This is a genomic window from Streptomyces sp. NPDC003691 (assembly GCF_053981115.1).
This window is the reverse complement of the sequence record NZ_JBSFNQ010000024.1, coordinates 79,829-90,982: the sequence shown is the minus strand read 5'-3', so window position 1 is coordinate 90,982 and position 11,154 is coordinate 79,829. Positions and strand designations below refer to the sequence as shown.

The window sequence follows — 11,154 nt, the reverse complement described above, 5'->3', positions numbered from 1 at the left end:
GGGTCAGGGGTTCGAATCCCCTCAGGTCCACAGCAGCTCAGAGCCCCTGGCGGGGATTCCCGCCAGGGGCTCTTTGGCTGTGCAAGCAGCAAAGTACAGCAACTACTTTGGATCTTGAGCGCCCAGGTGTTTTCCGAGCCGCCGGAGCGCCCGGCTCGTCGCCTGGGACGGCACGTGGGTGTACACCTCCATCGTCACCGCGATCTTGCTGTGCCGGAGGATTTGCATAGCCACCCGGGGATGCACATCCAGCGCGGCGAGCAGTGACCCGCAGGTGTGCCGGGTGTCGTGTAGCCGGATCGTCCGTACGCCCGCGCGAGCACAGGCGGCGGCGAAGGACCGGTTGAAGTTCCGCGGCTCGACCGGTGCTCCGTAGCGAGTGGTAAAGACGAAGTCCGACACCGCCCACAGGTCCCCGGAGGCCTGTCGAGTCGCCGCCTGAACCTGTTGCCGGAGCCGCAGGGCCGTGACGGCAATCTCGGGAACAGGAAGTGTGGCCACGGAGGATTCCGTCTTCGCGTCGTCGTGCACCAGCCGCCGCCGGATGCGCTGAAGCTGCTTCTCCACGGTGACCTCCCCGGCATCGAGGTCGATGTTGGACCAGGTGAGTCCGAGTACCTCACCACGCCGGAGGCCCAGCACCAGGACGAGTACGTACGCCGGATACAGAGCATCGCCGGACGAGCGGGCCGATTCGAGGAACTGTCGGGCCTCTTCCACGGACCAGGGCCGGCGTTTGGTCCGGCGAGCGGACCGGACCTTGACGAGGGCGGCGACGTTCTTTGACAGCAGCTCCTCGGTCACCGCGTTGGTGAGTGCCGACCTCAGCACGGCCCGGGTGTCCTGCACCGTGCGGCGGGAAGCAACCTGCCCGCAGCACTGCCCGATCGCGCAGCAGCGCCGCCGCAGCCGGGGGTTCTTGTGGCTCTCCGGCCGCTTGGCGTCCTTGCCCTGGGCACAGCACTGGCACTGCTCCAGCAGCGAGTTGACCCAGGACCGGACATCGCGGACCGTGAGCTTGTCGATCCTCTTCGACCCGAGGCCCGGAGTGATGTAGAGCCGGGAGTGCATTGCGTATGTCTCGGCCGTCTTGGGCTTGAGATCCGGCTCCACGACTTCCTTGAGCCACCGCTCCAGATACACGGAGAGAGTGGGGACCGAGGTAGCGACCGGTCCCTTCGCGGCCTCCGAGTGCAGTTTGATCCACTTCCCGTGGACCTCGTCGCGGGTCTTCCCGTAGACGTACTTCCGGGCTTTCGTGCCATCGGGCCGGGTGACCCAGGCATAGGCGGCGAAGCCGTTGCGGTAGGAGTAGATGGAGCCCTCGCCGTTGCCCCTTTTCCCGCTCATGCGGACACCTCCTCGGCGTCCGCTGTAATACGCTGGACGTAATCGTCGACCCAGGCCGCCAGGATCCGGCGGTTGCGACCGACCTTGACGGAGCGGATCTCACCGGTGAGGACGAGGATCTTCGTCTTGGAGAGCCCGAAGCCGAGCATGGCGGCGACCTCGGTCGTGGTGTGCCACTTGCGGGTGATCACCGTATGGGTCATGGGGTGGGCTCTCCTTCCGTGCGGTGGGCGGTGGCGGCGACGAGAGCGGCCTCGGGTGAGTAGCCGCGTCCGGCATAGCGCCAATGGCCGATGGTGATCACCGGGCGGTCGTCGAGGCCCAGAACGCGGTAGTGCTCGCGGGCCCGGTGCTCGGTTCGTGCGGTCCGTAGGGCGGTCAGGGTGGTCGAGTAGCTGCGGGATTTGGTGGAGAAGTGGCCGCGGTGGCCGAGCATGTGTGCCCAGCGGCGCAGTTCGAGGGCGGTGAAGGGCGGGAGTGCTCCGAGCCACCAGCAGGTGGCGATCATGCGGAGGACATGGGCGCGGACGGGGAGGAGGACGAGGTGCCGGGCGGTGGTGATCCGTCCGTCGACCGCGCCGGCTGCTTCCGCGCCCTTGGTCGCGTACTTGGCGATGTACGCGGCGACGGCGCCGTGCTCGGCAATCGGTCGGACGTCGACCTGGGCGCCGAAGCGGAGCGTGCGGTGGCCGATGACACTGGCTCCGGGTGATGGGAGCCGTACGCGCCCTGCGGCTGTGTGTACGGCGTCGGTCAGCAGGCCCGTGGATGCCCATGCGGGTGGCGGGGTGCTCGGGCCGTCCGGGCCGTCGAGGCGGATGACGGCATGGAAGTGGACCAGGCCGCGCCGTTGGTATTCGACGACTTTGGTGTACGAGAGCCGGGTGGCCAGGCGGAGTTCGGTCCGGGGCAGTCCGGCCCGCCGGGCGAGTTCACGCCGCAGTTCGATGGTGAAGCGGTGCCACAGGTGCACGGACCGGGCCTGCCAGAGCACGGCCCCGGCGTAGTCGTAGCAACGGGGGCAGATCGGTTCACCGAGCCGGGGATCATCCGTGCTGTGCCGCACGGCGCAGCCGACCGGCTGATCGTGCGGGCAGCGTTCCTTCGGCGACCGAGGACGGCAGGGGCTAACCCGTCCGCTTCGCTCCCGGCGGGTGTGCACGGGGCCGAAGCCGGGCGCCGTGAGGGTGGCGAACACCCGGGGGTGGTCGCTGACCGTTTCCGGGGTCCCTTTGCCGCCGACGAGCCCGGCCCTGATCAGGTGGTAGGTGTCGGCCCGGTAGACGTCGGCGCACGGCGAGCAGACGGTTGAGCGCCGGTTTCCACAGGGGACCAGGAGCCGGCCGCCGTATGCCGCCGACGAGTGGCTGAACAGGGCTTGGCCACTGTCGGAGGCGAAGACGGTGGACTCGCCCACGAGATGGACAGGGTTGGCACAGCCGCCGAGACCGACGACGTTCCGGCGCCAGGCGGCGAACTCAGGAGTGGCCGCCTGCTCGACGAGAGCAGCAACGGCGTTCGGAAGGTGCTGGGGCTCGGTCATCGCGTACCCCTTCCTCCGAACGCCTGCCCCATGACGGCGGCGATGGCGTGCGGACGAGTCTTCGCGCTGAAGCGGAAGGTCGGGTCGGTGAGCCAGAGCGCGGCAGCATGGGCCGGGCACAGACGCTTTTCCGTACCGTCGAGCGCAACGAGGACTACTTCCTCCTCGCCGTCGCACAACGGGCGGTCGTCGTCCCGCAGAGCGCACACAGGCGGATGCGGACGCTTCCTGGTGGACAATGAGTGTCGACTCCTTTCACTACTCAGGTGGCGGATGGAGTGGGTTCCTGACGGGGTCGGGTTTGGCGACTTCGCGCCCCGTCGGGAGCCCGTGATCGTGATGTCAGGGGGCATGCCCCTTGTCCCTTCTGGTGTCGGGATCTCTGGTGTCCGGATCAGAAGCGGAACTGGCTGATGAAGCCAGCCACTCCGTCGAGGGCCGACTGGACCGTCGGCGCGGCCGCGGTCGTAGCCAGCAGGAATCCGAAGGTGGCGGCGAGCAGCGTGTGGGGCCACCGCAGGTAGTGGATGCGCAGCAGGAACCAGATCAGCAGGCCGAGCAGGAGCGCGGCGGACATGGTGATCAGCACGGTGTCCCCTTCTCGGTGCTCGGGGTGCGGGCCAGTTCGGGAATCCGCGGTGTGAGGTGCTCGTACTCGGCGGCGATGGTCTCTGCCTCGGCCTCGGTGATGAGGAAGGAGCGGGCCCGTTCCCAGCCGTCCCCTGAGGCGAGGATTGCCGTCCCGGCCTGTTCCGGGGTGATGGCCTGTGCGGCCTTGAGCGCGTCGGGGTTGAGGTCGCCGAGGGTCATCTCCGCCGTACCCGGATCTGATACGCGGTGGCAGGCACGGCCACCGAGCTGGGCGCGGAGCGCCGTCACTCCCGGGCCCATATCGGATCCGACGCGCTGTCCGGCGATGATCAGAAACACTCCGAGAGCGGCGCCGAGCTGGGCAAGGCGGATGAGGGCGGTAGAGGCTGCGTGTGCCTCGTCCTTCTCTCTCCGGTCGGCCACGAGGAAGAGTTCCGCCACCTCGTCGACAATCACGACGACGGGGACCGGGCGGGTGTTGTCAGGCAGTCCCCAGACGTTGCGGACGTGCGCTTCGCGGCAGATCACCATCCGGTCGAGGGTGAGATCCACCAGTGCCGACAGGAGCTTTACGGCTTGGGCTCGGTTGGTAGCGAGTGTGGAGAGCCGCGGGCCGTACAGGGACAGTTCCATGCCCCCTTTGCAGTCGATGCCGACCAGGGCCACGGGTTGCGGGGCCAGTCCGGCGACGAGCGCGTTGAGCAGGGTGGACTTGCCGGAACGGGTGGCGCCGACGATCAGCCAGTGCGGCACTCGCCGCAGGTCGACCACCCAAGGGGCAGCGGTTTCCAGGATCCCGACGGTCACCCGCAGAAGCTGGTAGTTCGAAGAGCGCTCGAATCTCCGGGGTTCGTGGAGCGGATCCGAGGGCAGGGCGGCGATGCGTACGACGCCGGGTGTCCAGGGGCTCACCCGGACCGCGTGCACCTCCCAGGAGTGGGCCATCGCGGGCGCCGCCTTGATGAAGTCCTCCGGCGTCTGACCTGGCAGCAGCCGGGCAAGCATCCAGAAGCCGCTACGGGTCGGCCGGATGAACCCGTACCGGGGAACCTGAGGTTGCGGGGGCGGGGCGCCTTTACCGACGAGCCCGGAGACCACGATCAGCGCGGCTTTGCGGCTGATCGCAAGGCCGCATCCGGCCATGAGCGGCCGCCAAGTCCGTACGACCCTGAAGCAGGCGGCCGGGTATCCGAAGACCAGCCACCAGACGTGCGGGTAGCGGGCTCGGACAGTAGGACCGGCCGTAGCCGTCGTGGCGCCCAGCAGCAGGACCAGGAGCAGGGCCCAGAACGGCCAGGCAACGGTGGTGTGATGCTCGGTGGATAAGGTCACTGCCCACCACCCTTGGCCGCCGCCGGGGCGGAGAGGGGGCGGATCTCCTCGGCGCGGAACGCGATCCCGTGCCGTCCGTCGTTCTCCCAGGGCATGGCCACGAGGTCCCGCACGTGCACCGGCATGCCGAGCTGAACACCGGCTGGCTCACCGGGCACGCTCACATTGACCACGTCGGCGGACGCCCCGCTCATGAGGCACAAGCCCACCTGGTACATCGTCTTGCCGGTCGTACGGTCGATCTTGAGCTGTCCGGTCTCACGGTTGGCGACACGCGGGGAGGGCGGGACGGCACAGATGATCCCCGTGAACTTGGCGGTGTCGATCGGAAGGGCTGCCACGTACTGAACTCCTCTGTGAGAGCACCCGAAGAGGATACCTTCGGGTTGATTGACCACCCGTAGTACGGGTTGGGACTCCACAGTGCAGCCCGTAGTACGGGTTGTCAAGCAGGAGGGAATGAGCGAGGCTGTCCAACGAGTGCAACAGATCGTCCAAGTAGACGGACGAACCCGATAACGACCCCGGCACGGAGGCCCCTCATGCCGCCGAAGAAGACGCAGCCGAAGTACCGCCAGATCGCGGACTACCTGCGCGAAGGCATCCTCCACGGCACCTTCCCGGCCGGCCAGCCCCTGCCGTCGGAAGAACTGCTGGCCAAGCAGTTCGGGGTGACCCGCCCCACCGTGCGCCAGGGCATTACCGAACTACGCGCCTCCGGCCTGGTCGAGGCCATCATGGGCCGCGGCACCTTCGTCCGCTCCCCCCACAACCGCCCGAGCTTCACGCGCCCGCGCGGAGTGCGACGCAAGGCGGAGGGCCGATACGTCGAGGCCGATGGCATCCGCTGGACCGACGCGGAGCCCGCCACGATCACGCGCACGGACGCCCCGCTCGCCCTGGCGGACCTCCTGCGCATCCCGCCGGGCGAGCCGATGTTCACGTACGACACCCTCCAGACCGCCGACCACGGCCGCCTGCGCCAGCTCCACCGGACTTACGTCCCGTTCTCGGTGCTGACCGACACCCCCTACGAAGAGCAGCAGTTGCCGCCAGCGCCGGAGCTGTACGAAGCCCTGGCTGGCCTGGGCCACACCCTGTCCTTCACGGAACACCTCCGCCCTCGCATGCCCCTCCCGGACCAGGCCCAGGCCCTCCGCCTCCCCGAAGGCGTCCCCCTACTGCACATCTTCCGCCTGACCACCAACCAGGACGGCAAGCCCCTAGCACTGGAGGAGCTCTTCCTCCCGGGCGAAGACCTTGAGGTCTCGTACCCGCTGTAACCAGCCGAGGTCACCGCTGTGCGCGGCTCAAATTTTCTCTACTTCATCAAGACCCGACTTCGCTTCGCTTCGCCGGGCGCGCTCCCTCGCGAAGCACAGGCGGCGCTCCTGCGCTCGACCTCCCCCGCCCGCGCGGTGCCGACGTCCACCTCCGCGCACATAGGGGCAAGAGGCGTGAATCGATCACTGCACGGAGCGGTGTACGCGGAAGATCCCTAACCGTCCGTGTCCGCAGCAGACATCACATTCAGCAGGCCCCAACCACCCTCCCTGTGGGAGGATTTGAAACTCACCAGAGGAGGTGCCGGTGGCCAAGTACACCCTTGCCAGCTACGCGGTTCGAATTCGAAAGAGCCGAGAAGACGATTACTTGCAACTCGACGATTTCGACCGCGCCGGGGGCGACCTCCTTAAGGAGTTCTACGGTTACTTGCTGCACCTCCAGGAGCGTCCATTTGAAATCGAGGACAAAGAACGCTCACTGGAATGTCAAGAAGCAATTCAAGATAATCGATCCCTGCGATTCAAGCTTGCCTATGGAGCGTATGGAGCGAAATCCCGCATTCGAGAAAGGCAGTCAGGGCAGGTAGTTTTCGAGAAACAGCATGACCATGTCGACCTGACGGACCTCAGAAACTACCTAATCCTTCCCGCCAACTCCAAATCGGGCCTACTTTTCACCGAGCGACTTCAGGGGAATGGCGTCCTTTCCGCCCTCGCGGAATCCTTCAAGAAAGCGTTTGCCGCGAAGCATCATGGATACGTACTCGAAATCAACAACATGGCCTCAGAGGCCGCATTCGGGATGTATCTCGCAAGTGGGAATCTTAAGCAAATTCGCCTGGTTCGACAGGCAATCCCCGATGACGTTGCCGATGCGCTCGGACTGGGTGAAGCCGAGCGAAGGCTTGGGACAGTCGAGGTTGTGCTGCGCCCACCTCGAAATTTCTCCTTCGGGAAAAGGAAAATTCAGTCAGTAATCAGCGACGGAGCCGACGTTTCGAGCATGCTTGAGTGGCGAGGGGTTGAGTACCAAGAGATGAAGGTCCTGGTTAAGATCGCCAACTCGAACAGGACGCTGTCAGTGTCATCTGGTACAACTCCTGCCATGCTCTATGACATCGATGACGAGATGAACAAGGACGGCGTCATCGAGCTGACAGACGACTGGCTGTACGCGAAGGCCAAGGAGTTGGCTGAGGACCTTGCTCAGACGATGGGCATGAGCGTTGACATGATGCGTCGAGACTTTGCGTGGCCGGAAGTTTGGGGGCACTACCGACTGGAGGTTCCAATTGATCAGAATGATTGACCTCATTCCGATCTTTAAGGATCATTATCGAACGCTCCGCAGCCACTCAGACAATCGAATTCTATGGGGAGATATTTCCTTTTTCATCGGAGTTCCCGCAGTGCTCGGAATTATCGGAGTCTGTCTGAATTGGAACGTTCGCGGAGTGGGTAACATTCTCGCCGCATTCGCCATCCTTGCTGGATTGCTATTTAATCTCCTCGTGCTCCTTTTTGAGGTTGCAACAAAAGCCGTGGAGGCTGGAGGGAATAACTCCCAAAACATTCGCCTTAAGCTCGCAAGGCATCTCCAGGCCAATGTCACCTACGCCCTTCTGATTGCCCTTACCGTCGCCGGTACGCTAGGTGTCGCGTCCGGCATGGGCATGGAAAAGGTTAACCGCTGGCTGAGTGGCATTCTGATCATCCTGCTCGCCCACTTCGCGCTGACTCTCCTAATGATTCTGCGTCGAATGAGGTCAGCTTTCCTTCAGTCCGTCACCTAGCGCCAAACATAACTTCGTTCGCGAAATGACTGCGGGTGGCATCTTTCGCGGCAGGGTCTTTAGTGTTCCGTCAAGTAGTCAGAGCGCCCCCCTCTGCCCCAAGGTCGTAGCAGGACCGTGCCGGGTGGAGGGGGCATCGCTACGGGCGAGTGGGGTAGAGAGCAGATAAGATCTTGCCCTGTCAGTAGCACCTGCCATGCTGTGTACATGATTGGTGAAATTCCGGGCGTGCCGGTGGGTCAGCCCTACCCGAATCGAGTTCTGGCCAGCGAGGCGAAGGTTCATCGCCCCCGCATCGCCGGCATCTGTGGCACGAAGGCGACCGGTGCCGAGTCCATCGTCCTGTCGGGCGGCTATAAGGATGACGAAGACCTTGGCGATGTGATCATCTACACCGGCCATGGTGGGCAGGACGGGGCTGGCAACCAGATCAACGACCAGTCCCTAGAAGACTCGGGTAACGCTGCACTGGTGACCAGCTACCTTCAGGGGCTGCCTGTCCGAGTCATCCGCGGCAGCAAAAGCGAGTCGGTCTACGCACCGCAGTCTGGCTACCGCTATGACGGCTTGTATCGAGTCGTCAGCTACGGGAGCAAGCTGGGAATCGACGGGCACCTCATCTGGCAGTTCCGCATGGAGGCCGCCCTTGATGCCCCCCTACCGGCCATCGAAAACGACCAGCTTGCTGTCGACTCACCACGGAACGATGAGGAGGCGCCCGCCGGCAACGATGTCCCTGAACGTGCCAGTTCAAACATTCAGCGCATCGTACGTAGTAGTCAGGTGAAGAATGCTGTGAAGCGTTGGCACGCAGATCAGTGCCAGGTTTGCGGGATCATCATCGAGACGCCTGGCGGTACTTACAGCGAAGGTGCCCACGTCCAGGCTCTTGGGCGTCCACACAACGGCCCCGACCGAACAGGCAACGTGCTCTGCCTTTGCCCGAACTGTCATGTCAAGTTGGACGCCGGAGCCATCGTCATTCGGGACGACCTAACCGTCTTCGAGAACGGCGTACCTGTGGGGCCTCTCAGGACACACCCTCAGCACACCCTCGACGTTGGATGCATCCAAAGCCACCGAGAGCGGTGGCGCCGCTAGATCGTTCCCCACTTCACAAAGTGAGAGAGCAACAATGGTGCCCCTTACGGCAGACCAGGTTGAGCGTCTGGCTCGGTGCTGAGATTCAGCCATCGAGTTCAGAGCCGTGCCGTCCCCTGGCGCCGTTCGGGCTGCGGCGCTGGGGCGCCGGTCCCGAGCGGCGGCGGGGCCGGGGCGCGACGGAGCCCCGGGCGCCGGTGTTGGGGCACTGGCGACCGGGGCTGGGGAGGGGAGTTGACCAGGCGCCGTTGTCGGCCCGTGGGCGGCTTCCCATTGGTTGGGGGCTATGCGGTGTGGGGGTAGGTCAGGTCTTCGTCGAGGGTGGGGCCGTGGGGGACCGTTGGGGCGCAGTGGGGGCAGGCGTAGAGGGTCGTACCGGGGCCGCTGGGGCTGGGGAGCCAGCGGATGTGGACCGGGGCCGTTGTTTCCGTGGCGCACTTGAAGCACCTGGCCGTGAAGAGCTGCGGCGGGGGCGAGGTCAGGGCGTCGGTGGTCATGATGCGGCACCGGAGTGGAGGCGGAGTTGGAGGGTGGTGTCCAGCGGGGCGTAGGGGCGGACCAGGGGGATGTCCTCGCCGTTGAAGGGGCGTTGGCGTTCGAGGACGTGTGCGGGGGTGGGGGTGGTCCACGGGGTCATCCAGAGCACCAGCGGCATGCGGGCCGGGGGCGGGGTTTGGCGGTGCCGGCCGTGGGCGGGGAAGAGGGTTTTCAGGGCACGGTGGATCAGTTCGACAATATGCTTGCGCATACGTTGGTCAGCTCCTTGGAAGCTGGGTAGCGAGCCTCGGCGGGCCGGTCCTACGCGGACCGCCGGGGCGTTTGGTCGGTGGTGAGGTGGTCTGCCAGTTCGAGGGCGAGGCCGGTGACGAGCGCCTGTGCGAGGAATTGGGCGGCCTCGGGGCGGATCTGGCCGAGGCAGACGAGTCCGTCGCCGTCGACGTTCACGTCGGCCTTGAGTCCGGGGAAGTCGCTGTCGAGGCCCAAAGCGCGGAGCCGGTCCGCGAGGGCCGCGGTGCCGCGGTGGGCACGGGACCAGCCGCGTACGTAGGAGATGCCGGGGGTCAGTTCTTCCGCCCGCCTTGCGATCACACCTCTGCGGTTCGTCATGTCGGCGTCTCTTCTCCCCGGTCGGTGTGGGTGTTCGATGCGGCTTGGCGTGCGCAGGTCGCGTCGCCGGGCCATTCGCAGGACAGTGCGCGGTCGAGGAGTGCCGCCAGGCGTTCTGCCGTCTCCGGTGAGACGCGGCCGAGTTCGACGAGGCCGTGCCCGAACGCGTTCATCTGGGCTTGGAGGTAGGGGAAGTCCTTCTCCAGGCCGGCCGAGACGAGGACGTCGCGCAGGGCGGCGGTGGCGTCCCGGGCCGCGTACCAGGGCTCGCTTTCGGCGGGCGACCAGTGGGCGAAGTCATGCCCCATCGGTCGTCTCCTCCGGCCAGTCCTCCGGCTCAAGGGTGGGCAGCTCCGTGCCGTACTGGTCGAAGCGGTCGAGCATCCGTGTGGTTGCGACGATCACCACCGCCAGGGCGACCGCTCGCAGCGGAGAGCCCTCCACGGGGCGGGTGGGGGCGGCGATCCACTGGTATCGGTCGCCGGACAGGGGCATGGGGCCCGGGATCAGGACGAATGAGCCCTCGGCGAGGTAGGAGTAGCTGGGGCGTCGGTTGGGTCCCGATTCCGTGGCCACGGTGCGCTCGAAGCGCTTGCGCGATCCGGTGTTGAGGAGGAAGCCGACCTCCTTGCTGCCCAGGTCGGACAGCACGGGCCCGCACGGCATGCCGCCTTGCTGGAGTTGGTGGAAGACCTCCAGGCCCGTCCGCTGGTCCACAACGACCACGTCGAAGCGGAGCCCCGCGGGAAACAAGTGGGGGACACGGGGGTCGTCGGCCCATACGGAGCGGCATTTCTCCGGGTCGTCGGCGGCGTCGGACAGCCATTGCCTGCCGCGCCTCGTCATCTTCTGCACGTTGGTTCACCTCAATCGGTCCACGGCGACCGCGGGGAGTCGTCGTGCTCCCAGATTTGTGGTGAAGGCCCTGGTCAGGGCAGATGACGAGGGGTGACATGGGGTGACGAGGCGTGTCACCCCAGGGTGCCGTCCCGGCCATTCCTTCGCGCGAATTCCCCTGCGGCGAGGGCGCGCAGTAGTCGTGTGTTCCTTA

The 11,154-nt window shown here is 65.7% G+C and carries 16 protein-coding genes; 4 read left to right on the top strand and 12 right to left on the bottom strand.

Translation table 11 applies throughout. The annotated features are described in order from the left end of the window. Positions 1-102 precede the first annotated feature (102 nt). The 7 genes from ACWDR0_RS14725 to ACWDR0_RS14695 form a co-directional block, all read right to left on the bottom strand. Positions 103-1,350, bottom strand: a complete 1,248-nt coding sequence (locus tag ACWDR0_RS14725) for a site-specific integrase (protein ID WP_456352038.1) — start codon at positions 1,348-1,350, stop codon at positions 103-105. Beyond that, positions 1,347-1,553, bottom strand: a complete 207-nt coding sequence (locus tag ACWDR0_RS14720; RefSeq protein WP_456352037.1) for an excisionase family DNA-binding protein — start codon at positions 1,551-1,553, stop codon at positions 1,347-1,349. The genes ACWDR0_RS14725 and ACWDR0_RS14720 overlap by 4 nt, the downstream gene beginning before the upstream one ends. Next, positions 1,550-2,893: a replication initiator gene (locus tag ACWDR0_RS14715; protein ID WP_456352036.1), complete on the bottom strand. Its 1,344-nt coding sequence runs from the start codon at positions 2,891-2,893 to the stop codon at positions 1,550-1,552. The genes ACWDR0_RS14720 and ACWDR0_RS14715 overlap by 4 nt, the downstream gene beginning before the upstream one ends. Beyond that, a complete protein-coding gene (locus tag ACWDR0_RS14710) occupies positions 2,890-3,132 on the bottom strand; it encodes a hypothetical protein (protein WP_456352035.1) in 243 nt (80 codons plus the stop codon). Before ACWDR0_RS14710 ends, ACWDR0_RS14715 begins: the two co-directional genes overlap by 4 nt. A 155-nt stretch (positions 3,133-3,287) precedes the next feature. Beyond that, positions 3,288-3,482 carry a hypothetical protein gene (locus ACWDR0_RS14705; protein ID WP_389879618.1) on the bottom strand — a complete coding sequence of 65 codons (195 nt, stop codon included), beginning with the start codon at positions 3,480-3,482 and terminating at the stop codon, positions 3,288-3,290. After that, positions 3,476-4,627: an FtsK/SpoIIIE domain-containing protein gene (locus ACWDR0_RS14700; RefSeq protein ID WP_456352034.1), complete on the bottom strand. Its 1,152-nt coding sequence runs from the start codon at positions 4,625-4,627 to the stop codon at positions 3,476-3,478. The genes ACWDR0_RS14705 and ACWDR0_RS14700 overlap by 7 nt, the downstream gene beginning before the upstream one ends. Positions 4,628-4,812: 185 nt before the next feature. After that, positions 4,813-5,157, bottom strand: coding sequence for an SCO3933 family regulatory protein (locus ACWDR0_RS14695; protein WP_456352033.1), 345 nt, complete (start codon positions 5,155-5,157; stop codon positions 4,813-4,815). 201 nt (positions 5,158-5,358) lie between these two features. Here ACWDR0_RS14695 and ACWDR0_RS14690 point away from each other — a divergent pair, with 201 nt between their 5' ends. From ACWDR0_RS14690 to ACWDR0_RS14675, 4 genes are all read left to right on the top strand, one after another. Next, complete coding sequence (locus ACWDR0_RS14690; protein WP_456352032.1) at positions 5,359-6,099, top strand: GntR family transcriptional regulator; 741 nt, start codon at positions 5,359-5,361, stop codon at positions 6,097-6,099. 307 nt (positions 6,100-6,406) lie between these two features. Next, positions 6,407-7,411: a hypothetical protein gene (locus tag ACWDR0_RS14685; protein ID WP_456352031.1), complete on the top strand. Its 1,005-nt coding sequence runs from the start codon at positions 6,407-6,409 to the stop codon at positions 7,409-7,411. Beyond that, positions 7,404-7,895, top strand: a complete 492-nt coding sequence (locus ACWDR0_RS14680) for a hypothetical protein (protein WP_456352030.1) — start codon at positions 7,404-7,406, stop codon at positions 7,893-7,895. The genes ACWDR0_RS14685 and ACWDR0_RS14680 overlap by 8 nt, the downstream gene beginning before the upstream one ends. 207 nt (positions 7,896-8,102) lie before the next feature. Next, positions 8,103-8,996, top strand: a complete 894-nt coding sequence (locus ACWDR0_RS14675; RefSeq protein ID WP_456352029.1) for a YDG/SRA domain-containing protein — start codon at positions 8,103-8,105, stop codon at positions 8,994-8,996. 284 nt (positions 8,997-9,280) lie between these two features. Here the strand turns inward: ACWDR0_RS14675 and ACWDR0_RS14670 are convergent, their stop codons facing one another. From ACWDR0_RS14670 to ACWDR0_RS14650, 5 genes are read right to left on the bottom strand one after another with little or no spacing between them, the layout of a single operon-like run. Beyond that, positions 9,281-9,493 (bottom strand): hypothetical protein, encoded by a 213-nt coding sequence (locus ACWDR0_RS14670; RefSeq protein ID WP_456352028.1) that lies wholly within the window; start codon positions 9,491-9,493, stop codon positions 9,281-9,283. Then, positions 9,490-9,744, bottom strand: a complete 255-nt coding sequence (locus tag ACWDR0_RS14665) for a hypothetical protein (protein WP_456352027.1) — start codon at positions 9,742-9,744, stop codon at positions 9,490-9,492. The genes ACWDR0_RS14670 and ACWDR0_RS14665 overlap by 4 nt, the downstream gene beginning before the upstream one ends. 50 nt (positions 9,745-9,794) lie before the next feature. Further along, on the bottom strand, positions 9,795-10,103 hold the full coding sequence (locus tag ACWDR0_RS14660) for a hypothetical protein (RefSeq protein WP_456352026.1): 309 nt from the start codon (positions 10,101-10,103) through the stop codon (positions 9,795-9,797). Then, on the bottom strand, positions 10,100-10,411 hold the full coding sequence (locus ACWDR0_RS14655) for a hypothetical protein (RefSeq protein WP_006348404.1): 312 nt from the start codon (positions 10,409-10,411) through the stop codon (positions 10,100-10,102). Before ACWDR0_RS14655 ends, ACWDR0_RS14660 begins: the two co-directional genes overlap by 4 nt. Continuing rightward, complete coding sequence (locus tag ACWDR0_RS14650) at positions 10,401-10,949, bottom strand: bifunctional DNA primase/polymerase (RefSeq protein ID WP_456352045.1); 549 nt, start codon at positions 10,947-10,949, stop codon at positions 10,401-10,403. The genes ACWDR0_RS14655 and ACWDR0_RS14650 overlap by 11 nt, the downstream gene beginning before the upstream one ends. Positions 10,950-11,154: the final 205 nt, after the last annotated feature.

What these genes read in the sequence shown, in the direction of transcription:
- ACWDR0_RS14725 (WP_456352038.1), bottom strand. Translation starts at nt 1,350, where the DNA reads ATGAGCGGGAAAAGGGGCAACGGCGAGGGCTCCATCTACTCCTACCGC.
- ACWDR0_RS14720 (WP_456352037.1), bottom strand. Translation starts at nt 1,553, where the DNA reads ATGACCCATACGGTGATCACCCGCAAGTGGCACACCACGACCGAGGTC.
- ACWDR0_RS14715 (WP_456352036.1), bottom strand. Translation starts at nt 2,893, where the DNA reads ATGACCGAGCCCCAGCACCTTCCGAACGCCGTTGCTGCTCTCGTCGAG.
- ACWDR0_RS14700 (WP_456352034.1), bottom strand. Translation starts at nt 4,627, where the DNA reads ATGGCCGGATGCGGCCTTGCGATCAGCCGCAAAGCCGCGCTGATCGTG.
- ACWDR0_RS14690 (WP_456352032.1), top strand. Translation starts at nt 5,359, where the DNA reads ATGCCGCCGAAGAAGACGCAGCCGAAGTACCGCCAGATCGCGGACTAC.
- ACWDR0_RS14680 (WP_456352030.1), top strand. Translation starts at nt 7,404, where the DNA reads ATGATTGACCTCATTCCGATCTTTAAGGATCATTATCGAACGCTCCGC.
- ACWDR0_RS14675 (WP_456352029.1), top strand. Translation starts at nt 8,103, where the DNA reads ATGATTGGTGAAATTCCGGGCGTGCCGGTGGGTCAGCCCTACCCGAAT.
- ACWDR0_RS14670 (WP_456352028.1), bottom strand. Translation starts at nt 9,493, where the DNA reads ATGACCACCGACGCCCTGACCTCGCCCCCGCCGCAGCTCTTCACGGCC.
- ACWDR0_RS14665 (WP_456352027.1), bottom strand. Translation starts at nt 9,744, where the DNA reads ATGCGCAAGCATATTGTCGAACTGATCCACCGTGCCCTGAAAACCCTC.
- ACWDR0_RS14660 (WP_456352026.1), bottom strand. Translation starts at nt 10,103, where the DNA reads ATGACGAACCGCAGAGGTGTGATCGCAAGGCGGGCGGAAGAACTGACC.
- ACWDR0_RS14655 (WP_006348404.1), bottom strand. Translation starts at nt 10,411, where the DNA reads ATGGGGCATGACTTCGCCCACTGGTCGCCCGCCGAAAGCGAGCCCTGG.
- ACWDR0_RS14650 (WP_456352045.1), bottom strand. Translation starts at nt 10,949, where the DNA reads ATGACGAGGCGCGGCAGGCAATGGCTGTCCGACGCCGCCGACGACCCG.